This is a genomic window from Phyllobacterium sp. T2-21, assembly GCF_055378485.1.
Map to the genome: position 1 here is coordinate 881,686 of NZ_AP027912.1, position 21,046 is coordinate 902,731.

19 protein-coding genes are annotated in these 21,046 nt (G+C 60.6%); 13 read left to right on the forward strand and 6 right to left on the reverse strand.

The annotated features are described in order from the left end of the window. Positions 1–53: 53 nt before the first annotated feature. Complete coding sequence (gene hrpB / locus ACZ5FP_RS04390) at positions 54–2,501, reverse strand: ATP-dependent helicase HrpB (protein ID WP_464662353.1); 2,448 nt, start codon at positions 2,499–2,501, stop codon at positions 54–56. A gap of 239 nt (positions 2,502–2,740) precedes the next feature. Here hrpB and ACZ5FP_RS04395 point away from each other — a divergent pair, with 239 nt between their 5' ends. The 4 genes from ACZ5FP_RS04395 to fghA are packed head-to-tail and all read left to right on the forward strand — an operon-like array spanning position 2,741 to position 5,847. Next, the gene (locus ACZ5FP_RS04395) at positions 2,741–3,853 is read left to right on the forward strand and encodes an S-(hydroxymethyl)glutathione dehydrogenase/class III alcohol dehydrogenase (RefSeq protein WP_223612215.1); all 1,113 of its coding nucleotides are present in this window, start codon (positions 2,741–2,743) and stop codon (positions 3,851–3,853) included. After that, positions 3,853–4,329 carry a GNAT family N-acetyltransferase gene (locus tag ACZ5FP_RS04400; protein ID WP_464662355.1) on the forward strand — a complete coding sequence of 159 codons (477 nt, stop codon included), beginning with the start codon at positions 3,853–3,855 and terminating at the stop codon, positions 4,327–4,329. Before ACZ5FP_RS04395 ends, ACZ5FP_RS04400 begins: the two co-directional genes overlap by 1 nt. A 6-nt stretch (positions 4,330–4,335) precedes the next feature. Then, on the forward strand, positions 4,336–4,986 hold the full coding sequence (locus ACZ5FP_RS04405; protein ID WP_464662357.1) for a DUF1345 domain-containing protein: 651 nt from the start codon (positions 4,336–4,338) through the stop codon (positions 4,984–4,986). Positions 4,987–5,013: 27 nt separating this feature from the next. Beyond that, entirely contained in the window at positions 5,014–5,847 is an 834-nt protein-coding gene (gene fghA / locus ACZ5FP_RS04410; protein ID WP_464662359.1) for an S-formylglutathione hydrolase, read from the forward strand. A 9-nt stretch (positions 5,848–5,856) separates the two neighbouring features. Here fghA and ACZ5FP_RS04415 read toward each other — a convergent pair whose 3' ends face one another. The 3 genes from ACZ5FP_RS04415 to ACZ5FP_RS04425 all read right to left on the reverse strand — a co-directional run bounded on the left by ACZ5FP_RS04415 (position 5,857) and on the right by ACZ5FP_RS04425 (position 8,427). Beyond that, complete coding sequence (locus ACZ5FP_RS04415; RefSeq protein ID WP_464662361.1) at positions 5,857–6,618, reverse strand: RES family NAD+ phosphorylase; 762 nt, start codon at positions 6,616–6,618, stop codon at positions 5,857–5,859. Further along, positions 6,578–6,961, reverse strand: coding sequence for an MbcA/ParS/Xre antitoxin family protein (locus ACZ5FP_RS04420; RefSeq protein WP_223612210.1), 384 nt, complete (start codon positions 6,959–6,961; stop codon positions 6,578–6,580). The genes ACZ5FP_RS04415 and ACZ5FP_RS04420 overlap by 41 nt, the downstream gene beginning before the upstream one ends. A gap of 86 nt (positions 6,962–7,047) precedes the next feature. Then, positions 7,048–8,427, reverse strand: a complete 1,380-nt coding sequence (locus ACZ5FP_RS04425; protein WP_464662363.1) for a cytochrome P450 — start codon at positions 8,425–8,427, stop codon at positions 7,048–7,050. Positions 8,428–8,708: 281 nt separating this feature from the next. Here ACZ5FP_RS04425 and ACZ5FP_RS04430 point away from each other — a divergent pair, with 281 nt between their 5' ends. From ACZ5FP_RS04430 to gyrB, 3 genes are all read left to right on the forward strand, one after another. Next, positions 8,709–10,523: a S10 family serine carboxypeptidase-like protein gene (locus tag ACZ5FP_RS04430; RefSeq protein WP_464662364.1), complete on the forward strand. Its 1,815-nt coding sequence runs from the start codon at positions 8,709–8,711 to the stop codon at positions 10,521–10,523. Further along, the gene (locus ACZ5FP_RS04435; protein WP_464662366.1) at positions 10,516–10,944 is read left to right on the forward strand and encodes a hypothetical protein; all 429 of its coding nucleotides are present in this window, start codon (positions 10,516–10,518) and stop codon (positions 10,942–10,944) included. Before ACZ5FP_RS04430 ends, ACZ5FP_RS04435 begins: the two co-directional genes overlap by 8 nt. A gap of 271 nt (positions 10,945–11,215) precedes the next feature. Further along, positions 11,216–13,657 carry a DNA topoisomerase (ATP-hydrolyzing) subunit B gene (gene gyrB / locus ACZ5FP_RS04440; protein WP_464662368.1) on the forward strand — a complete coding sequence of 814 codons (2,442 nt, stop codon included), beginning with the start codon at positions 11,216–11,218 and terminating at the stop codon, positions 13,655–13,657. A 120-nt stretch (positions 13,658–13,777) separates the two neighbouring features. Here gyrB and ACZ5FP_RS04445 read toward each other — a convergent pair whose 3' ends face one another. Both ACZ5FP_RS04445 and ACZ5FP_RS04450 read right to left on the reverse strand, forming a co-directional pair. Beyond that, complete coding sequence (locus tag ACZ5FP_RS04445; protein WP_464662369.1) at positions 13,778–14,068, reverse strand: HigA family addiction module antitoxin; 291 nt, start codon at positions 14,066–14,068, stop codon at positions 13,778–13,780. An 8-nt stretch (positions 14,069–14,076) separates the two neighbouring features. After that, positions 14,077–14,355, reverse strand: a complete 279-nt coding sequence (locus ACZ5FP_RS04450; RefSeq protein ID WP_464662371.1) for a type II toxin-antitoxin system RelE/ParE family toxin — start codon at positions 14,353–14,355, stop codon at positions 14,077–14,079. Between the two features lie 279 nt (positions 14,356–14,634). Between ACZ5FP_RS04450 and ACZ5FP_RS04455 the strand changes: the two genes are divergently transcribed. Genes ACZ5FP_RS04455 through ACZ5FP_RS04480 form a run of 6 tightly spaced genes read left to right on the forward strand, consistent with a single transcriptional unit; the run spans position 14,635 to position 20,956 of the window. Continuing rightward, positions 14,635–15,690, forward strand: a complete 1,056-nt coding sequence (locus ACZ5FP_RS04455) for a dipeptidase (protein ID WP_464662373.1) — start codon at positions 14,635–14,637, stop codon at positions 15,688–15,690. A 28-nt stretch (positions 15,691–15,718) separates the two neighbouring features. After that, positions 15,719–17,329, forward strand: coding sequence for an ABC transporter substrate-binding protein (locus tag ACZ5FP_RS04460; protein WP_464662375.1), 1,611 nt, complete (start codon positions 15,719–15,721; stop codon positions 17,327–17,329). 27 nt (positions 17,330–17,356) lie between these two features. Continuing rightward, positions 17,357–18,424, forward strand: coding sequence for an ABC transporter permease (locus tag ACZ5FP_RS04465; protein WP_223612202.1), 1,068 nt, complete (start codon positions 17,357–17,359; stop codon positions 18,422–18,424). After that, entirely contained in the window at positions 18,421–19,356 is a 936-nt protein-coding gene (gene nikC / locus ACZ5FP_RS04470; protein ID WP_223612201.1) for a nickel transporter permease, read from the forward strand. The genes ACZ5FP_RS04465 and nikC overlap by 4 nt, the downstream gene beginning before the upstream one ends. Then, complete coding sequence (locus ACZ5FP_RS04475) at positions 19,353–20,186, forward strand: ABC transporter ATP-binding protein (RefSeq protein ID WP_223612200.1); 834 nt, start codon at positions 19,353–19,355, stop codon at positions 20,184–20,186. The genes nikC and ACZ5FP_RS04475 overlap by 4 nt, the downstream gene beginning before the upstream one ends. Further along, a complete protein-coding gene (locus ACZ5FP_RS04480; protein ID WP_464662378.1) occupies positions 20,183–20,956 on the forward strand; it encodes an ABC transporter ATP-binding protein in 774 nt (257 codons plus the stop codon). The genes ACZ5FP_RS04475 and ACZ5FP_RS04480 overlap by 4 nt, the downstream gene beginning before the upstream one ends. The last annotated feature ends 90 nt before the right edge of the window (positions 20,957–21,046 follow it).

Here is a 21,046-nt window from a genome sequence, read left to right on the forward strand (position 1 = left end):
TAGAACAAACCCGATGCAAAGGGAATTCTCGTTTTGCATCGTTTGCGGCTCGCCTATGTTCCGCGCGGTTTGGCCCGGGCCGTGGGCAGTGCCTGCGCCGGGTCTTCCGGCCAGACGTGCCGGGGATAACGCCCGCGCATGTCGCTGCGCACATCGGCCCAGGAGCCTTTCCAGAAACCGGGCAGGTCACGGGTGATCTGGATCGGCCGGTGCGCCGGGGAGAGCAGTTCCAAGAGCAGCGGGATTGTCCCGCCGGCAATGGCAGGATGAACCCCGAGCCCGAACAGTTCCTGCACGCGCACGGCGAGAACAGGGTCGTCCGCATCGTAGCGGATCGGAATGTTCGAGCCGGTCGGCACCGCGAAATGCGTCGGAGCCAGCGCATCGATCCGGCGCTGCAGATCATGCGGCACCAGCGCGCGCAGCCCCTCGCTCAGCACATGCGCCGGTATCTGGTTGAGATTGGCGGTTCCCGGCAGGAACGGCAGCAGCCATTCATCCAGCATGGCAATCAGATCCGCATCGGCCATGGATGGCCATGGAGCGCCGAGGCCCTTGTGCAGCCAGGCAAGCCGGCGGCGCAGGATCGTCGCCTCCTTCGACCAGGGCAGGATATCGAGACCATGGCTGCGCACCGCCTCGACGACGCCCTGATTGGCCTGATCGCCGCTGGGGGCGGGCAGGGTCTTTTCCGCCAGCGCGATGGCCCCGATCCGGGTGGCATCGCGCGCCTGCAGGGCATTGCGGTTTGCGTCGTAGCTGACCTGCCGGCCGCTGATGATGCGATCGCCCAGCGCTTCGCGGATGTCGGCTTCGGTTGTTTCCGCCGCTGCCAGTATCCGGGCCTTGCCGGCCCGGCCCGCAAGATCGGCGACGACGAGCCATGGCGCGCGTGCCAGCGAGGTCGCCGCATCCATTTCGCCGCCGCGGCCGTTGGCCAGCGTGAACTGGCCGTTGCCGCGCGCCTTGGCAATCCGGTCGGGATAGGCATCGATCAGCAGGCGTCCGGCACTGTCCGGCTCCGCCCCCTGCACAACATCACGTCCGGCCAGCCGCTTTGCCAGCCCGCGCGCCCGCGTTGCCCGCTCCCCGCGTTCGCGCTGAAAACGGCTGAGCCGCACGTCGAGGTCAATATCATTGCCGCCCAACCCGCGTTCGGTGAGGAGCACGGCGAGGTCCGCCGCGCGCCCGCCCTGTCCGCGTTCCCGCGCCGTCAGCACCATATGCGCAAGCCGCGCCGGCAGGGCGAGCGCGCGCATGGCATGGCCCATCGGGGTGATGCGGTCGCTGTCCAACGCACCGAGATTTTCGAGCAGGACTTTGGCCTCCCTGATCGCTGGGGCGGGTGGTGCATCGAGAAAGGCCAGGCTGCGCGGATCGGCAACGCCCCAGGCGGCACAATCAAGCACAAGTCCTGTAAGGTCTGCCTCGAGAATTTCCGGTGGGGCAAAGGCTTCGAGCGCCGCCGTCTGTTCCGCGCGCCACAGGCGCAAGGCAATGCCCGGTTCCGTGCGTCCGGCACGGCCCGCACGCTGGTCAACTGCCGCGCGTGCCGCCCGCACAGTCTCCAGCCGGGTCAGGCCGGTGGCCGGTTCGAATTTCGGCAGCCGTGCCAGACCGCTGTCGATGACGACGCGCACGCCGTCGATGGTGATCGATGTCTCGGCAATGGATGTCGCCAGCACCACTTTGCGCCTGCCCTGCGGCGCCGGCCGGATTGCCGCATCCTGATCGCGGCCCTCCAGCGCGCCATAGAGCGGCACGATCATCGTGTCCGCGCCCACGCGCCCGTCCAGCGCTTCGGCGGTGCGCTCGATTTCACGCTGTCCGGGAAGAAACGCCAGAATGCTGCCGGTCTCGGTGGCCAGCGTGTCGCGGATCGCCCGCGCCATGGCATCTTCGATCCTCTCGTCCGGTTTTCTCTCGCGGTAGCGCGTTTCGATGGGAAAGGAGCGGCCCTTGCTTTCCAGCACCGGCGCATCGCCGAGAAGCTGCGCCACGCGCGCGCCATCGAGCGTTGCCGACATGACAAGGAGCTTCAGGTCCGGCCGCAGCGCCGCCTGCACGTCGAGCGCCAGCGCCAGGCCGAAATCGGCATCGAGGCTGCGCTCGTGGAATTCGTCGAACAGCACGGCGACGACACCGGCAAGATCGGGATCGTCGAGGATCATGCGGGCGAACACGCCCTCGGTCACCACCAGGATGCGCGTCCTGGCCGACACCTTGTTTTCCAGCCGCATGCGGTAACCGACGGTGGCACCCACCTCCTCGCCCAGCAGGCTGGCCATGCGGCTGGCGGCGGCGCGCGCCGCAAGACGGCGCGGTTCCAGGAGGATGATGGTCCTGTCCCCGCGCCATGGCGCGCCGAGCAGATGCAGCGGAATGAGTGTCGTCTTGCCCGCGCCGGGCGGTGCCACGACGACCGCCGCCGTGCCGCCCGCCAGCGCTCCGTCCAGCGCGGGAAAAATCTCGGTGACAGGCAGGAGAGGCAGGTCAGGCACGGCAAAATCCAGTGGTGAAATCTCCGGCCGTTTTGACAAGGTTTGCCGCGCGAAGTCCATTGTTTTGTGAATATGTCACTGCAATCTTAGACAAGGCCCACCAGGCGGCTCCTACCGAGTGTCTTGATCGGCGACCAGAAATGTCGCCGATTTGATTGACGATCCCCGGTGTGATCCTGATAGTGCACAACTGCAAATCAGTAGACCGCATGTTGTAAGACGCATCAGGGAGAATCCGCATGAAATCGCGCGCCGCCGTTGCCTGGGAAGCCAGGAAGCCACTGACCATCGAAACCATCGAGATCGGCGGGCCGAAGCCGGGCGAGGTTCTGGTGGAAGTCATGGCCACCGGCGTGTGCCATACGGATGCCTATACGCTCTCCGGCCTTGATTCCGAAGGCAAATTTCCCGCCATTCTCGGCCATGAAGGCGCCGGCATCGTGCGCGAGCTCGGCGCAGGCGTGACCTCGCTGAAGGTCGGCGACCATGTCATTCCGCTCTACACACCGGAATGCCGCCAGTGCAAGACCTGCCTGTCGCAGCGCTCGAACCTGTGCACCTCCATCCGCTCGACTCAAGGACAGGGCGTCATGCCCGACGGCACCAGCCGCTTTTCCTGCGATGGCGGCGAAGTCTTCCATTACATGGGCTGCTCGACCTTCTCCAATTTCACCATCCTGCCGGAAATCGCGCTGGCCAAGGTGCGCGAAGACGCGCCCTTCGACAAGATCTGCTATATCGGCTGCGGCGTGACCACCGGCATCGGCGCGGTGATCTATACCGGCAAGGTCTGGCCCGGCGCCAATGTGGTGGTCTTCGGGCTCGGCGGCATCGGCCTCAATGTGATCCAGGGTGCGCGCATGGTCGGCGCCGACAAGATCATCGGTGTCGATCTCAACCCTGCCAAGGTCGAGATGGCGAAAAGATTCGGCATGACCCATTTCGTCAACCCCAATGAGGTCGGCAATGACAAGGTGGTGCAGGCCATCCAGGACCTGACCGATGGCGGCGCGGATTTCTCCTTCGATGCAACCGGCAACACCAATGTCATGCGCCAGGCGCTCGAATGCTGCCATCGCGGCTGGGGCACCAGCATCGTCATCGGCGTGGCTGAAGCCGGCAAGGAAATCGCAACACGGCCGTTCCAGCTGGTCACCGGGCGCAACTGGCGCGGCACGGCCTTCGGCGGTGCGCGCGGGCGCACCGACGTGCCGAAAATCGTCGACTGGTACATGGAAGGCAAGATCGAGATCGACCCGCTCATCACCCACACCATGCCGCTCGAGGAAATCAACACCGCCTTCGACCTGATGCACGAAGGCAAATCGATCCGCTCGGTCGTCGTCTTCTGATGGCCGTTGACGGCTATACGGTGGATGTGCGCGGGATGGATGAGTTCAGCCCGCGCGATCTCTATGCCATGCTGCGCCTGCGGGTCGATGTTTTCGTCGTCGAGCAGAAATGCCCCTATCCGGAACTTGATGGCAAGGACCGCGACGCGCTGCACCTGCGGCTTCTCCTCGGGGATGAACTGGTGGCGAGCGCCCGCCTGCGCCCGCCGCATGGCGGCATGGATGCGGCGCGCATCGGCCGGGTCGTCGTCTCGCCTGCGCATCGCGGCAAGCGGCTTGGCGAAAAGCTGATGGCCGAGGCCATTGCCGCCTGCGAAACCCGCTTTCCCGGCCGCCCCATCGCGCTGTCGGCGCAAAGCCACCTGCAGCGGTTTTATGAATCCTTCGGCTTTCTGCCGGTGTCGGGCGAATATCTGGAAGACGGTATTCCGCATGTCGACATGCAGCAGCCGGTGACGGCGCAAACGGCGGGGTAGAAGGCGATGCTGCGGCGGCACAATCCCTTTTACATCGCAGCTGTTGCCGGTCTCGCCGCGCTGGCGCTCGCCCTGGTGTTCTACCCGCACCTTGCCTATGTGCTCGGTGCAAACACCTTCTTCATCGTCTATCTCATCCTGACGGCGTTCAAGATCCGCCGGCTGACGGCGGATTTTCTCAGGAAGAATGCGGCCCGTTCCGACGAGCCCATGGCGGTCATTTTTGCCGTTACCCTCGGCACGGTTGTCGTGGCGGTGGGGTCGCTTTTCGTGCTGATCAACAGCGGCAAGCATCCGCAGCTGATCAATCTTGTTCCCGCGCTGGCCGCCGTGCCGCTGGGCTGGGCGACCATCCATGCCATGGCCGCCATCCATTATGCCCATCTCTACTGGCAGCCGGATGAAACGGCAGAGGGCACCAAGGACAAGCCGCGCAAACATGTCGGCGGGCTGGATTTCCCCGGCGAAAAGGAGCCGGGCGGCATCGAGTTTCTGTATTTTTCCTTTGTCATCGGCATGACCGCGCAAACCTCCGATACGGCGGTCACCAGCACCGAAATGCGCAAGGTCAACCTGCTGCACGCCATCGTTTCCTTCTTCTTCAACACGGTGCTTGTGGCAGCGGCGGTCAATGTCGCTGTCGCGCTCGGCCAGTAATCAGCTCAAAAAACCACGGGAATTGTCATGGAAACGCTATCGATCGCCAAGAGTTTTGAAGGCACGCAGGGAGTCTATCGCCATCACAGCGATGTCTGCCAGTGCGACATGACCTTCGCGGTGTTTCTGCCGCCGCAGGCCAAGGATGGTCCGGTGCCGGTGCTGTGGTATCTCTCGGGTCTCACCTGCACCCACCAGAACGTTATGGACAAGGGTGAATACCGCCGGGCGGCGGCCGAGCAGGGCGTTGCCATCGTCTGCCCGGATACCAGTCCGCGCGGCGATCACGTGCCTGATGAAAAGGACAATTGGCAGTTCGGGTCAGGCGCCGGGTTTTATCTCGATGCGACCGAGGCGCCCTATGCCGACAACTACCGCATGGCGAGTTATATCGCGCAGGAACTGCCGGCGCTGATCGCCGCCAATTTTCCCGTCGATATGGCGCGGCAGGGTATTTTCGGCCATTCCATGGGCGGGCACGGCGCCATCACGCTGGCGCTGAAACACCCCGGCCGTTACCGCTCCGTTTCCGCCTTTGCCCCCATCGTCCGGCCGGGTGTCGCGGGCTGGTCGCGTCCGGCCTTTGAAAAATATCTCGGCGCCGACGAGACGGCCTGGCGCGCCTATGACAGCGTGCTGCTGATCGAGGATGGCCACCGGCTGCCGGAACTGCTGGTGGATCAGGGCAAGGCTGATGGTTTTCTCGACGATGGCCTGCGGCCATGGCTCCTGGAAGAGGCGTGCCGGCAGGCCAACATTCCGCTGACGCTCCACATGCGCGATGGCTACGACCATTCCTATTTCTTCATTTCCACCTTCATGGCCGATCATGTCGCCTGGCATGCCGCGCGGCTCGGTTAGGCCTTCGTCTTACGGGCGCAGCATCCTTGCCATGCGGGGGTCGCCGGCAAAGATCGCGCGGCTGAAACCCAGCCGGATGTCCGGCTGGTCGCAGATGGCTTTGACGCCATAATCGGAAAACACCAACCGCCAGGTGGTCGTGTGCGTGGGGCGCGGCATGGCGAAGGCACCGCAGGAGAGCAGCGCCAGATTGGCACCGCCCGCGGGGTCGCGCACCGACTGGTAGCGGATGATCTCGATGCCCGCCTGATGCGCCGCGTCGGCCAGCGCAAGGCAGGCCGTATAGTCGGTCAGGTGCGTCCAATGCTCTGCATGCCGGGCAAAGGGCGGTGCCAGCAGATCGATACCGCGCTTCGTCGCATAGCGGCTCTCGAAAGCGGTGAATTCCAGTGCATTGCGCGGCCAAGGCGTCCCCGGGCTCTCGCTGAAGAACAAGAGCCGGTAGAATGCCGTCTCGGCTACCGCCGTTTCAACCACTTCGCTGGCATAGAACACGCCGGGGGAATAGCCCTCGCGCCGGAAGCGTGAATTGCCGGGATAGCGGCCATAGCGAAAGGGCGTTGCCAGGAGATAATCGAGCCGGGCGCAATCCGGCGGCAGGGGCGGCTTGGTCGCTTCGATTTCGTCCTCGAGCAAGGCCTGCTCGTCGAGTGTATCGACAAGTTTCATGGTGGAAACGCGGTGTTGCGCCTCAACGAGACGCCAGCAGGCGCCGTGCCGGTCGCGCGCCTCAGATCGGAGCGCGTCGGGCGTCCAGATAGGCAAGGACATGGGCGAGACCGTCAATGGTTTTGATGCGGTTGAGCGGCTTGCCCCCCAGCATGCTGTTGTCGGTGCGGATCCACTGCCGGGCGACGCTGTCGTCACCGCCGACAATGGCGTCCAGCGAACGGTAGAGCCGGATGAAAAGCAGCGCCAGCTCATAACTCTTGCCGGTGAGCGGCGTGCCATCCTCGCTGCGCTTCAGGCGCGATATGCTGGGCTCCGACAGGCCGACCACGGTCGACAGTTCCTTGGCGGTCAGTCCGAGCAGTTCGGACGACCGCAGCAAAGCCTTGGAAACAACGGCGGTCTTGCTGGTGTGTTCCGGTGTGCGTTGGGTGAGTGCCGACATGTCTATACCTTTCATCTGAAAGGAATATAGCTTTAATTTCAGGTGAAATCAATGGGCAGAGATTTTGGTTGTCTGGAAGCCATTCCCTACCGCCTTGCCGAAACCGCCATGGGCAGTCCGCCGTCGGGTTGCGTCGTCAGTTTCTGCACCGGCCATGGCTTTGCTGTGCCCACCGTATCGAAACGGTATCTGTGCAGCAGCGTTGCCAGCGCGATGATGGCCTCCTGCAGGGCAAAGCTGGCGCCGATGCACACGCGCGGTCCGGCGCCGAACGGCAGGTACTGGAAGCGGTCGATCGTGTCGCGGTTTTCCGGATGGAAGCGCGAGGGCACGAAGGCTTCGGGATTGTCCCAATAGAGGCGGTGGCGATGCACCGTCCATGGCATGACCAGAATGGCGGACCCCTTGGGAATATGCAGATCCTTGTACTGATCGTCCTCCACCGGCTCGCGATTGATTGAAGGCGCTGGCGGGTAGAGGCGCATGGCTTCCTCGAACGCGGCCCGCGTGAAGGGCAGGGCGTTCAGCCAGTCATGCGGCGCCGGCAGCGGGTCCTGCTGCATGAAGGCGTCGATTTCCTGTTCGATCAGATCGCGTTCCCACGGCGCCTGTGCCAGCAGATAGAACGTCCAGCCCAGCGCCCGCGCCGTGGTTTCATGCCCGGCGCCAATGAAGGTGATGATATTGTCTTCGATCTCGGCGCGCGACAGCCCGTCCGGTCCTTCCGCACGCAGCAGCAATGTCAGGAAATCGTTGGGAACGGCGTCGCCATCCCGGTCCATGCGCGCCTTGCGCAGGACGATCGTCTCGGCAACGATCTTGCGGAAGAAGGCCAGTGCCCTGCGGCCGCGGATCTGGGTGAAGCGCGGCAGCCAGCTCGGCGCACCGAGGAGGTCCAGCGGGTCGACGCGCCCCATTGTCTCGAACAGGCGGTCGACTTCATGGGCGAATTCGTCGGGTTCACCGGCAATTTCGCCGGAAAACAGGGTTTCCGCCAGGATATCATAGGTGAGCATCGTCATGTCGCGGGACACATCGACGGTGCCCGCCACGCTTTCATAGCGCTCGGCAAAGCTTTCCGTGGTCCGCTTCATCGCTTCGGCAAAACCGTTGATGTGGCGCGGGGTAAAAACGGGCGCCATGGCCCTGCGCGAGCGCTTCCAGGTCTCGCCTTCGGCTGTGAGCAGCCCATCGCGCAGGATCGGGCGCAGGATGCGCTGGCGCACCGCCGCCATCTTGTAATTCTTGGCATTGTCGACGAGGACGTGGCGGATCAGACCGGGATCATTGGCGATGATCGTGTGCTGGAAGGCCCAGTCGATGGATACCCATGGTTCGTTGTAGGACGGCTCTCCCCACAATTCGAGCGGATTGCGGTAAATGGTGCGGATCAGCTCAATCGTGCCGACCGGGCCTGTGCGCGGCACCGGCGCGGGGGGAATGAATGCGGTTCTGACAGTGTCCATGTGGCGGCCTCCAGACCCACGATGTGGGGATGTTGTTTCCCGATGTCCAGCCATTCAACCCCGATTCCTGCAATGTCCCGGCTCTTCGCCGGTTCGCCATCGGCGTATCGACCAATGGCTAATTGACGAGGTGTGGCCGGGCAGGGTGTACTCATTCCATGCACCGCCATTTTTGTGAGACAGTCGATACGACTGGCCGAAAATCAGATTTGTTCTCAATTTTTATCTCATTCTATCAATAGCTTAAGTATTTTATCGATTTGTATTATGAGGTTGTGACCATGGCTTTCCGCCTGTACTGGCTCCTGCTGGCGGCGTTTCTCGTCTCCTGCAGTGGCGGTTCCGATTCCGATAAATCCGCTTCAACCGCCTCGTCAGGAACTTTTACCGCCCCCAAGCCCGTGCAGCCGGTGCCCGGGAGTGCCGTCTTTGCCTATGGGTTCCACGATGCGGTGGACCGCCTGGCTGTGAGCGAAACGGCTTCCAGCAAGGCGCAGACGATCAACCTCAAGGGGAGTGTCATTCAGTTCACCGCAACCGCCGGTCATATGATTGCCTATGACTGGGCGGGCGCCCCGGCGAAGCCGGTTGATCTGGCGCGACTCGATGCGCAAGCCGCCATTTTCTATACGGCCTATACGCGTGATGACCTGCCGCGTGAAACCCGCCCGGTCACCTTCGTTTTCAATGGCGGGCCGGGCAACGCATCGGCAGATCTTGATCTCGATTTTCTTGGACCGAAGAAAGTTGATCCGGTGTCGCCGGAATTGAAGCTGCTCGACAATCCCGATACTCTGCTCAACAAAACCGATCTTGTGTTTGTCGATCCGGTTGGAACGGGTTATTCCGCAGCGATCCGGCCGTATGAAAACGCGGATTTCTGGGGCGTCGACAGCGACGCCAAGGTCCTGCGTGACTTTATCACCCGTTACATCAACCTCACCGGCCGGCAAAGCTCGCCGAAATATATTTACGGTCTATCCTATGGCGGCATGCGTGCGCCGATCATCGGGCGCCGGCTCATCGAAAGCGGCACCCGAGATTATGCGGCTGGCCCGGACGGCAAGCCGGCCAATATCCTGGCCGGACTGATCCTGAACTCGCCGATGCTGGACTTTAAAACAGACTGCCGCCAATCCAACTTCTCCTGCGGGGGAGCGCTGCCGACCTATGCCATGGTTGCCGCCTATCATGGCAAACCCGCCGGACGTCAGGATCTGACGGCCGAGGATCTGAAAACGGCCGATCCAGCAACTGCGGCGTCAAGGATCGCGAGATTTCTGTCGGATGTCCGCACATTTGCCGTCACCTTCAACAGCCTGTATCTGGCCGTATTCCCGGGCGTTTCGCAAGCGGCCTCTGACCGAATCCAATGGGACGCTTACCTCAAAGCACCCAACTGGTCCGTTTCGGACGCAGGTCAACCCAATGCTGAAGATTTCCTCAATAGGCTCTACTCGCTTACCGGAATAGGCAAACCGTACCAGAAAGGGAATATGTCCAAGGACAATCCCTGGATCGAAACGCCCAATCTCAATCCCATGCAATTCCTTGAAAAGTTTGATCCGGTGCAGGGTAAGCTTGTCATCAACGACGGACGGGAGTTTTTGCCCAGACAGGCAATCGATCCGATGTTGGATCGGACGGATATTTATTATAGTTTCATAGAGACCTATCAGGCTGGTTTCATGAACTACAGGTCGACATCACCTTATCTGAATCTCAACGGAAGCATCATCAGCAACTGGGAGTTCTTGCCTGATCCAAGGCTGCCTGGTGCCGAAGGCAGGTTGGGAGCCAGTCTCCCGGATATGGCTTTTGCCTTGACCTTGAACCCGAACCTGAAGGTTCTCGTCCAGCACGGTTATTACGACCTCAACACCGTGTTTCATCAGACGGAACTGAACATAACGCGCGCTGGCTTGGCGGCGAAGGTACCGGTCAAAACCTATGAGGGCGGTCACGGCGTCCTACCCGGCAAGACCCGTTCCTATGAGCGTGTCATGCAGGATCTTGATGCATTCTATACTCAGCCCCAGACAAACGTGATTGCCGCATTGAGTGCACCTCTCGCATCAGGGGATAGCCATGAGTAAGTTTGCTTTGTCGATGGTCACGGTTTTGCTCGCTGTCAGCGGGCAGGCGCCAGCCTCCCATGCCGGGGATTCCATCAGTTTGACCCAGCCGGATCCGGACATGCGGACGCGCGTGCTGCGCGCCATTCCGCCGCATGACCAGCCGGGACAGGGAAATCCGGAGCCGGTCACGCCGGAGAGTGTGGACAGCGCTGTCGACCGCCGTATCCGTTTTCTGTTCGACCGGGCCGCTGACCCTGCCACGCAGCGTGTCACCGTCGCTTCGGCGGAAAAAGCCGGTGTGGGCTATTTTTCCGATCATTTCCGGGAAATCGATCGCGATGAAACCGGCAGTCTTGATTTCGCCGAGGTCAATGCGTTTTTCGACGCCCAGTCTCCCATTGCAAGGCCGGCGTCGACCGGAATCCAGATTATCAGGTAGCGTGCACCGCTGTGTTCCGGTCCATGGTGTGGCGCCCGGAATGAATTACGCGAGAAGGCGGGCCGGGCTCAGCCTGAATCTGTGCCATACCGCAAGGTTCAGGCACGGATTTCCGCGTCGATCAGGCGTTTTTTAGCCATGATCCGTGGATAGCCTATAGGCTAAGAATTGGAAAAACGTACATTAACCACTATATCTAGGTTTGCAGCCGGGCATGATTCGCCCGGGTCCTTCACGCCAGTTCACGGCGCCAAGAAAAGATTGAATTTATATGAGTGATACACCTGAGATGACGACCGGAACTTCACCGGAATATGGTGCAGATTCTATCAAGGTTCTCAAGGGGTTGGATGCTGTCCGCAAACGCCCGGGTATGTATATCGGTGATACGGACGACGGTTCCGGCTTGCACCACATGGTCTATGAAGTCGTCGACAACGCCATTGACGAGGCGCTAGCCGGTCATGCGACGCGCGTCACTGTCACGCTCAATCCCGACGGGTCCTGCACTGTCACGGATAACGGACGCGGAATTCCCACCGATATGCACGAGGAAGGCGTCTCCGCAGCCGAGGTCATCATGACCCAGCTGCACGCCGGCGGTAAGTTCGATCAGAACTCCTACAAGGTGTCGGGCGGTCTGCATGGCGTGGGTGTTTCCGTGGTCAACGCCCTGTCGGTCTGGCTGCGCCTCAAGATTCGCCGTCAGGGCAAAATCCATGAAATGAGTTTCACCCATGGCGTTGCCGATGCTCCGCTGCGGGAAATCGGCGAGTCCAATGGCGAGACCGGCACGGAAGTGTCGTTCCTGCCCTCGACCGACACATTCACCATGGTCGAGTTCGATTTCAAGACGCTGGAACATCGTCTGCGCGAACTGGCTTTCCTGAATTCCGGTGTTCGCATCCTTCTGGCTGACCGCCGCCATGCCGATCCGGTCGAGCTCGAGCTGTTTTATGAGGGCGGGCTGACGGCCTACGTCAAATATCTCGATCGCACCAAAAAGGAACTGGTCAACGAACCGATCTATATTCGCGGTGAACGCGATGACACCACAGTGGAAGTCGCCATGTGGTGGAATGACAGCTATCACGAGAATGTTCTGTGTTTCACCAACAACATTCCGCAGCGCGATGGCGGGACGCATCTCGCCGGTTTCCGCGGTGCGCTGACGCGCCAGATGACGGGCTATGCCGAAAACACCGGGCAGGCGAAAAAGGCAAAGGTATCGCTGACGGGCGACGATTGCCGTGAAGGTCTGACCGCCGTTCTCTCCGTCAAGGTGCCGGACCCGAAATTCTCGTCGCAGACCAAGGACAAGCTCGTTTCATCCGAAGTGCGCGCGGTCGTCGAAAGTCTCGTCAACGAGGCCTTGTCGAGCTGGCTGGAAGAACATCCCGCCGAAGGCAAGGTTCTGGTGGAAAAGGTCATCCAGGCTGCATCCGCCCGCGAGGCTGCCCGCAAGGCGCGCGACATCACCCGCAAGAATTCGCTGAGCATCAGCTCGTTGCCGGGCAAGCTTGCCGACTGCCAGGAGCGCGATCCGGCCAAGTCGGAAATCTTCATCGTCGAGGGCGATTCCGCCGGTGGTTCGGCCAAGGGCGGCCGCTCGCGCCAGAACCAGGCGATCCTGCCGCTGCGCGGCAAGATCCTGAACGTCGAGCGTGTCAAACTCGACCGTATGCTGTCCTCCGACCAGATCGGCACGCTGATCCTGGCGCTGGGAACCAGCATCGGCAAGGACGAGTTCAACCCGGACAAGCTGCGTTATCACAAGATCATCATCATGACCGACGCCGACGTCGACGGGGCGCACATTCGCACGCTGCTGCTGACGTTCTTCTTCCGCCAGATGCCGGAACTGATCGAGCGCGGCCATATCTATATCGCCCAGCCACCGCTTTATAAGGTGTCGCGCGGCAAGTCCTCGCAATATATCAAGAATGAAGCGGCCTTCGAGGAGTTCCTGATTGATTCAGGCCTTGAAGAAGCATCGCTGGAACTGACCGGCGGCGAAGTGCGGGCCGGTACGGATCTGCGGTCTGTCATCAATGATGCGCTGGCTGTCCGTCATCTGCTGCTGGGCCTCAACACCCGCTACGACCGCGCCGTTGTCGAGCAGGCGACGATCGCCGGTGCGCTCAATCCGGAGGCCATTTCCGATACGCCGCGCGCCGAGCTTTTGGTGAAGGAAGTCGCTGCCCGCCTCGACCTGATCGCCGAAGAGACGGAAAAAGGCTGGACCGGCCGGCTTGCAACGCCGGATGACGGTGTCGATGGCTATGTCCTGGAACGTTCGCTGCGCGGCGTGAAAGAAACCGTGACGCTCGACATGGCCTTGATCGGTTCGGCCGATGCACGCCAGCTCGACCGCTATTCCCCGCGTCTGCAGGAAGTCTACGGCAAGCCGCCTGTCCTGCGCCGCAAGGAAAAGTCCGAATCCCTGGCAGGACCGATTGCCCTGCTTGAGGCGGTCTTTGCCACGGGACGCAAGGGCCTGTCGCTGCAGCGTTACAAGGGACTGGGCGAAATGAACGCCGATCAATTGTGGGAAACCACGCTTGATCCCAATGCCCGCTCGCTGTTGCAGGTCAAGGTCAATGACGCGACGGACGCCGACAGCCTGTTCTCAAGGCTGATGGGCGATGATGTCGAGCCGCGCCGCGAGTTCATTCAGGACAATGCGCTCAGCGTTGCCAATCTGGACGTCTGATCCCTGACAATAGTCCCGGCTGCGGGCGTTGCCGTCAGGCCACCGCCCGCAGGTCAAAATCGGCGTGAATGATGTCGGCATGGGAAGCGCCGTTTTACGTCCTGTAGACAATCCATGGTCTTACGCAGCTTTTGGCGGCTGAATCGTCTTTACGGCAGGTCTGGCAGATGCCCGTGCTCGTGCAAGATCGTAGTTGATTTGCATATTCAACCAGAACTTGGCTTCGCTAACTCCCGCCGCCTCCAAGCGAAGAGCGAGCTCAGGGCTGATTGCAGCATGCCCATTGAGAACCCGGGAAAGTGCAGGTCTCGACATGCCTAACCGTTCTGCGGCCTCGCTGACGTTAATGCCAAGCGGGTTGAGCACGGTTTCCTTCAAGACAATTCCCGGGTGTGCTGGGCTTTTCATCATGGTTGCTCCTAGTGATAATCCCGATAGTCGACTAGCTCGACGTTCTGATTGTTGAAGCGAAAAATCACGCGCCAATTGCCGTTGACCCAGATAGACCAAAACCCGTTCAGCGGACCTTTGAGGGGATGCAGTCTGAAAGCCGGCAGTTCCAGTTGTTTGGTTGTTTCCGCAGCATCCAATGCAGTCAGAATCAGTGTCAGCTTTGCTGAATGCGCGGCCTGTATCCCTCGGGCCGAACCAGTGCGATAGAAGGTTTCAAGTCCCTTATGTCTGAAACTGATTATCATAAGATGTAACCCGTAACGGCACGCAATACAACTGTGTTGTGCGCCTGGGTTTTGTTGCTATCACACCGCAGCAGTAACGACCACGATCCACAGGTTGCAACCCGTTCCCATCGGTCGCCCGGCACAAATGGGGTTGCTCTTATACTTTTGTACAATTCCTATCTTGCCTGTTCCTCTGCGACATGATCTTTTGTCCAAGAAGAAGCACGCAGCACCGGACGTTGATGAAACGATTTGTCGGTGGGCGTGCCTTGTTGGGTAACCTGAGTGGGAATTGAAATGCAGCCTGTCTTTGATGGTCACAACGATGTGCTTTACCGGTTGTGGAAACATTCAAAAGACGGCGCCGACCCGGTCCGCGAATTCATTGAAGGCACCACCTCAGGCCATATCGACAAAAGCCGCGCCCTGAAGGGCGGGCTCGTTGGCGGCCTGTGCGCCATCTATGTTCCGTCAGGCGATCTTGCCTTCAAGGCGCCCGATGCCAAGGGGCACTATTTTACGCCGCTCGCTGCGCCGCTTGAGCGTGCACCCTCCCTCGACATCTCCCTGGAAATGGCCTCGATTGCGCTGCGTCTGGAACAGGCGGGCGGATGGAAGCTGTGCCGTTCCACTGCCGATATCGAGGAGTCGGTGGCCAACGACCAGTTCGCTGCGGTTCTGCACATCGAGGGCTGCGAAGCGATCGATGCCGATCTGGCCGCACTCGAGGTTTTCTATGCGGCGGGACTGCGCTCACTCGGGCCGGTCTGGAGCCGCAACAATGTTTTCGCTCACGGGGTTCCATTCGCCTATCCGTCCGACCCGGATACCGGTCCCGGTCTGACAGCGGCGGGCGAGGATCTGGTCAGGGCGTGCAACCGCCTCGGCATTCTCGTTGATCTTGCCCATATCACGGAAAAAGGCTTCTGGGATGTCGCCCGGATCAGCGATCAGCCGCTGGTTGCCAGCCATTCCAATGTTCACGCGCTCACGCCGATCGCACGCAATCTGACGGACAAGCAGTTCGATGCCATTCGCGAGCGCAAGGGGCTGGTTGGCCTGAACTATGCGGTCGCGATGCTGCGTCCGGACGCCCGCGAGAATGCCGACACGCCGCTCAGCGACATGGTTCGCCACATCGACTATATGGTCAATCGCATGGGAATCGACTGCGTGGCCCTTGGCTCGGATTTTGATGGTGCTAAAATCCCCAGCGAAATCGCTGACGCGGCGGGCAATCAGGCGCTTGTCAAAGCGCTGACGGACGCTGGATATTCAAACGAGGATCTTGCAAAGATTTGCTACGGAAACTGGATGCGTATCCTGCGGTCCGCTTGGCATGAAACGAACTGAAACAACACAAAAAACAGGGGTGACTATTATGTTGATCAACCAGTTAAACGCGAAATTCCGGCTGCTTGTTGGAAGTGCGGCGCTCTCCGCGCTCGTGATATCCGGCGTGCCTGCATGGGCCGCAACGCCAGCCGATACGCTGGTCGAAGCTTTTGCCATCGACGATGTGATTACACTTGATCCGGGCGAGGCCTTCGAGCTCACCATGGGCGAGATCAACGGCAATACCTATGACAAGCTGGTGCGCCTCGACATCAATGACCCCTCGAAGATCATTCCGGACGTTGCCGAGAGCTGGACGGTTTCCGACGATGGCCTGACCTATACGTTCAAGCTGAAGCCGGGCCTCAAATTTGCTTCCGGCAATCCGCTGACGGCTGAAGACGTCGCCTATTCCTTCGAACGCGCCATCAAGATCGACAAGAGCCCCGCCTTCATCCTCACCCAGTTCGGCCTGAAGCCGGACAATGTCACCGCAAAGGCCAAGGCAACGGATCCGAGCACCTTCGTTTTCACCGTTGACCAGCCCTATGCCCCAAGCTTCGTGCTCAACTGCCTGACATCGACGGTTGCATCCGTCGTCGACAAGAAGCTGATCTCGCAGCATGTGGTTGACAATGACTATGGCAATGCCTGGATGAAGACCAATTATGCCGGTTCCGGCCCGATGAAGATCCGCGACTGGCGCGCCAACGAAATCCTCGTTCTGGAGCGCAACGACAATTATCACGGCACCAAGGCGCCGCTCAACCGCGTGATCTACCGCCACGTCAAGGAAAGCGCCACGCAGCGCCTGCTTCTGGAAAAGGGCGATATCGACGTTGCCCGCAATCTGGAGCCCAACGATCTGGAACAGGTGGTCAAGAACAGCGACATCAAGACGACCAGCGCAGCCAAGGGCACGATCTATTATTTCAGCCTCAACCAGAAGAATGCGAACCTGGCCAAGCCGGAAGTGCGTGAAGCGCTGAAATACCTCGTCGATTATGACGCCATCGGCGAAAAGCTGATCAAGGGCATCGGCGAAATCCACCAGACCTTCCTGCCGAAGGGCATTCTGGGCGAGCTGGACGAAAAGCCCTATTCCCTCAACGTGGCGAAGGCCAAGGAACTTCTGGCCAAGGCCGGCCTGAAGGATGGTTTCTCGGTGACGATGGATGTGCGCAACGGCCAGCCGGTGACGGGCATTGCCGAATCCGTGCAGCAGACCTTTGCCCAGGGCGGCGTGAAGCTGGAGATCATTCCCGGCGACGGCAAGCAGACGCTGACCAAATACCGCGCCCGCACCCACGATATCTATATCGGTCAGTGGGGCGTGGATTACTGGGATCCGAACTCCAATGCGGAAACCTTCACCAGCAATCCGGACAATGCCGATACGGGCACCAACAAGACGCTCGCATGGCGCAATGCCTGGGATGTGCCGGATCTGACCAAGGAAACCAAGTCGGCCCTGCTGGAACGCGACACTGCCAAGCGCGCCAAGACCTATGAGGATCTGCAGAAGAAGGTTCTGGCAACCAGCCCGTTCGTTCTCCTGTTCCAGCAGACGGAAGTTGCCGGTATCCGCTCGAATCTCAAGGGTTTCAAGCTCGGACCATCTTTCGATACCAATTACGTTTTCACCGTATCGAAATGATCAGGGCAAGCGCCCAAGGCTGAAATTATGACGACCACAGAAACACAACTGGAGGCCAGGCGTTCAGGCGCCTGGGCCTCCGGCCTTGCCATTGCTATTGGCCGCTTCGTGCTGATCGGCGCGATCACTTTCCTCGGCCTTCTCGCCGTGACCTTCTTTATCGGACGGGTCATTCCCATCGATCCCGCCCTGGCGATCGTCGGCGATCGGGCCCCGGCCCATGTGGTCGAGCGCGTGCGTGAGGAATATGGCCTGAACCTGCCGCTCTATGAGCAGTTTTTCATCTATGTGAAAGGCGCGCTGCAGGGTAATTTCGGCAATTCGGTCTTGACCTCCAATCCTGTCATGACCGACATCCGCCGGGTGTTTCCCGCCACCATGGAGCTTGCCACGTTCGGCACGCTCATCGGCACGCTTTTCGGCGTACCGCTTGGGGTTCTTGCCGCCGTCAAACGTGGCAGCCTGATCGACCAGATCGTGCGTCTTATCGGTCTTATCGGCTATTCCATGCCGATCTTCTGGCTCGGATTGCTGGCGTTGCTGGTCTTTTATGCCAAGCTTGGCTGGACTTCGGGGCCGGGCCGCATCGACGTCATCTATGAATACACCTTTACACCCATTACCGGCTTTTATCTGCTTGACGCGGTGCTGCAGGGCAATTGGGATGCCTTCTGGAACATCTTCTCATTCATCATCCTGCCCGCTTCGCTGCTCGGTTATTTCTCGCTTGCCTATATCAGCCGCATGACCCGCAGTTTCATGCTCAATGAGCTGGAGCAGGAATATATCGTTGCCGCCCGCGCCAAGGGCCTGTCGGAAACCCGCATCATCTGGGCCCATGCCTTGCGCAACGCCGCCGTGCCACTGGTGACGGTCATTGCCCTGTCCTATGCCAATTTGCTTGAAGGTTCAGTCCTGACCGAAACCGTCTTCTCGTGGCCGGGCCTCGGCCTGTACATCACCAATTCCCTGCAAAACGCGGATATGAACGCGGTCCTTGGCGGCACCATCATCATTGGCGCAGTGTTCATTGCCATCAATCTCCTGTCTGATCTTCTGTATCAGGCGCTTGACCCACGGACGCGCGCACGATGAGCCAGACAATCCATACACCGCCTCCACCCATGTCGCGCCGTCAATGGCTGATGAGTGACCGTCCGCAATCGCGCCTGCAGGCAAGGCTTGGCCGCGCCTATCTGGTGTGGGGCCGCTTCGCCAGCAACCGGCTGGCGCTTGCCGGCCTTGCCATTATCGTCGCCCTGCTGGTGGTTGCAGCATTGGCCAATGTTCTTGCGCCACATTCACCCGTTATCGGCGACCTGCGCAATGCGCGCCTGTTGCCACCCGGTGGTGATTATTGGCTCGGCACCGATGATCAGGGCCGTGATATTCTCTCACGCCTCATCTATGGCTCGCGCCTCACGCTCTATGTCGTGATACTCGTAGCGATCATCGCAGCGCCCATTGGCCTGATCGTCGGCACTGCCGCGGGTTATGCGGGAGGCTGGGTCGATTCCATCCTCATGCGCCTCACCGATATTTTTCTGGCCTTCCCAAAGCTTATTCTTGCGCTTGCGCTCGTCGCAGCCCTGGGACCTGGTATCGAAAATGCGGTCTTTGCCATCGCGGTGACGTCCTGGCCACCCTATGCGCGTATCGCGCGCGCTGAAACACTGACGATTCGCAATTCCGACTATATTGCAGCCGTCCGCCTGATGGGGGCCTCGCCGGTCCGCATCGTCCTGCGGCACATCATGCCGCTCTGCCTGTCCTCGCTGATTGTCCGTGTGACCCTGGACATGGCCGGTATCATCCTGATTGCCGCGGGTCTTGGCTTTCTTGGTCTCGGCGCTCAGCCGCCATTGCCGGAATGGGGGGCGATGATTGCGTCGGGCCGCCGTTTCATCATGGATCAGTGGTGGGTTGCCGCAGCACCGGGCTTTGCCATCCTGATCGTCAGCCTTGGCTTCAATCTGTTGGGCGATGGCCTGCGCGACGCGCTTGATCCGCGAGGCAATAACCAATGAGCACCCTTTTGACTGTCAAGGACCTGCGGGTCCAGTTTCCGACCCGGACGGGTGTGGTCGATGCCGTGCGCGGTGTATCCTTCACGCTCGGCCGCGAACGTCTCGGCATCGTCGGCGAATCCGGTTCGGGCAAGTCCCAGACCGGGCGCGCCATCATGGGGCTGACGCCGCCGCATGCGAAAATTACCGCGGAGACGTTGAATTTCGATGGCATCGACCTGCTGAAAGTCTCGGCTGCCGAACGGCGGTCGCTGCGCGGCAACCGGATTGCCATGATTTTGCAGGACCCGAAATATTCGCTCAATCCGGTCATGAGCATCGGGCGGCAGATCGTCGAGACGCTGCGCACCCACGAACGGGTCAGCAAATCCGAGGCGCGCAAGCGTGCGCTCGACATGCTGGCCGCCGTGCAGATTCGCGATCCCGAGCGCGTCTTCGATCTCCACCCGCATGAGGTTTCGGGCGGCATGGGGCAGCGCGCCATGATTGCCATGATGTTGATCACCGGCCCGGAACTGCTGATCGCCGATGAACCGACCTCGGCGCTCGACGTGACTGTCCAGCTGGATGTTCTCGCCATCCTCGACAATCTGGTGCGCGATCGCGGCATGGGGCTGATCTTCATTTCGCATGATCTGCGGCTGGTCTCGTCGTTCTGCGACCGGGTCATCGTCATGTATGCGGGCCACATCGTCGAGGAGATCGCCGCCAAGGACCTGCACAATGCCAAACATCCCTATACGCAGGGGCTTCTGAACTGCATGCCGAAAATTGGTGCCGATACCCATCCTCTCCCTGTCCTTGATCGCAAGCCGGAGTGGGCGGCATGACGACATCTCCTGCCAAAGCGCTTGTCGTCGACAAGCTTGAAGTCACGTTCGACCGTTTCCGCGCCTTGCGGGGTGTCAGCCTCGATGTGCTGCCGGGTGAATCCTTCGGACTCGTCGGTGAATCCGGCTCCGGCAAATCGACATTGCTGCGGGCGGTTGCCGGGCTTGCGCCGACCAGCGGCGGCTCGATCACCGTGAACGGCAAGCTGCTGGACAAGAAGCGCACCAAGGCGTTCTATCGTGAAGTGCAGATGGTGTTCCAGGACCCCTATGGTTCGCTGCACCCGCGCCAGACCGTCGACCGGCTTCTGCTCGAACCACTGGCGGTCCACGGATTTACCGACATTGAAAAGCGCATTCTGCGCGCGCTCGACGAGGTGGGCCTCGGCTCCAGCTTCCGCTTCCGTTATTCGCATCAGCTGTCCGGCGGCCAGCGCCAGCGTGTCGCCATCGCCCGGGCATTGATCCTGGAGCCGTCGATCCTGCTGCTCGATGAACCGACATCGGCGCTCGACGCATCCGTACAGGCCGAAGTGCTGAACCTGCTGGAACAGATACGCCGCGACCGCAAGCTGACCTTCCTGATGGTCAGTCACGATCTGGCGGTGGTCACCCACATGTGCGACCGGCTGATGGTCATGCAGAGCGGTGCCGAGGTGGAGCGCCTTTCCGCCGCCGATCTTGCCGCCCGCAAGGTGACGCAGGCCTATACGCGCAATCTGCTCGTTGCCAGCGAGGGTTTTGTGCGGCCGGGCGCGCCCGCTGCCTAGGTCGTGCTTTATCGGATTTTTACCATGGTGCACGACTTATCGCGGATTGAGACAATCTGAACGAATTTGCTAAGCAGGCATTTACGGCAT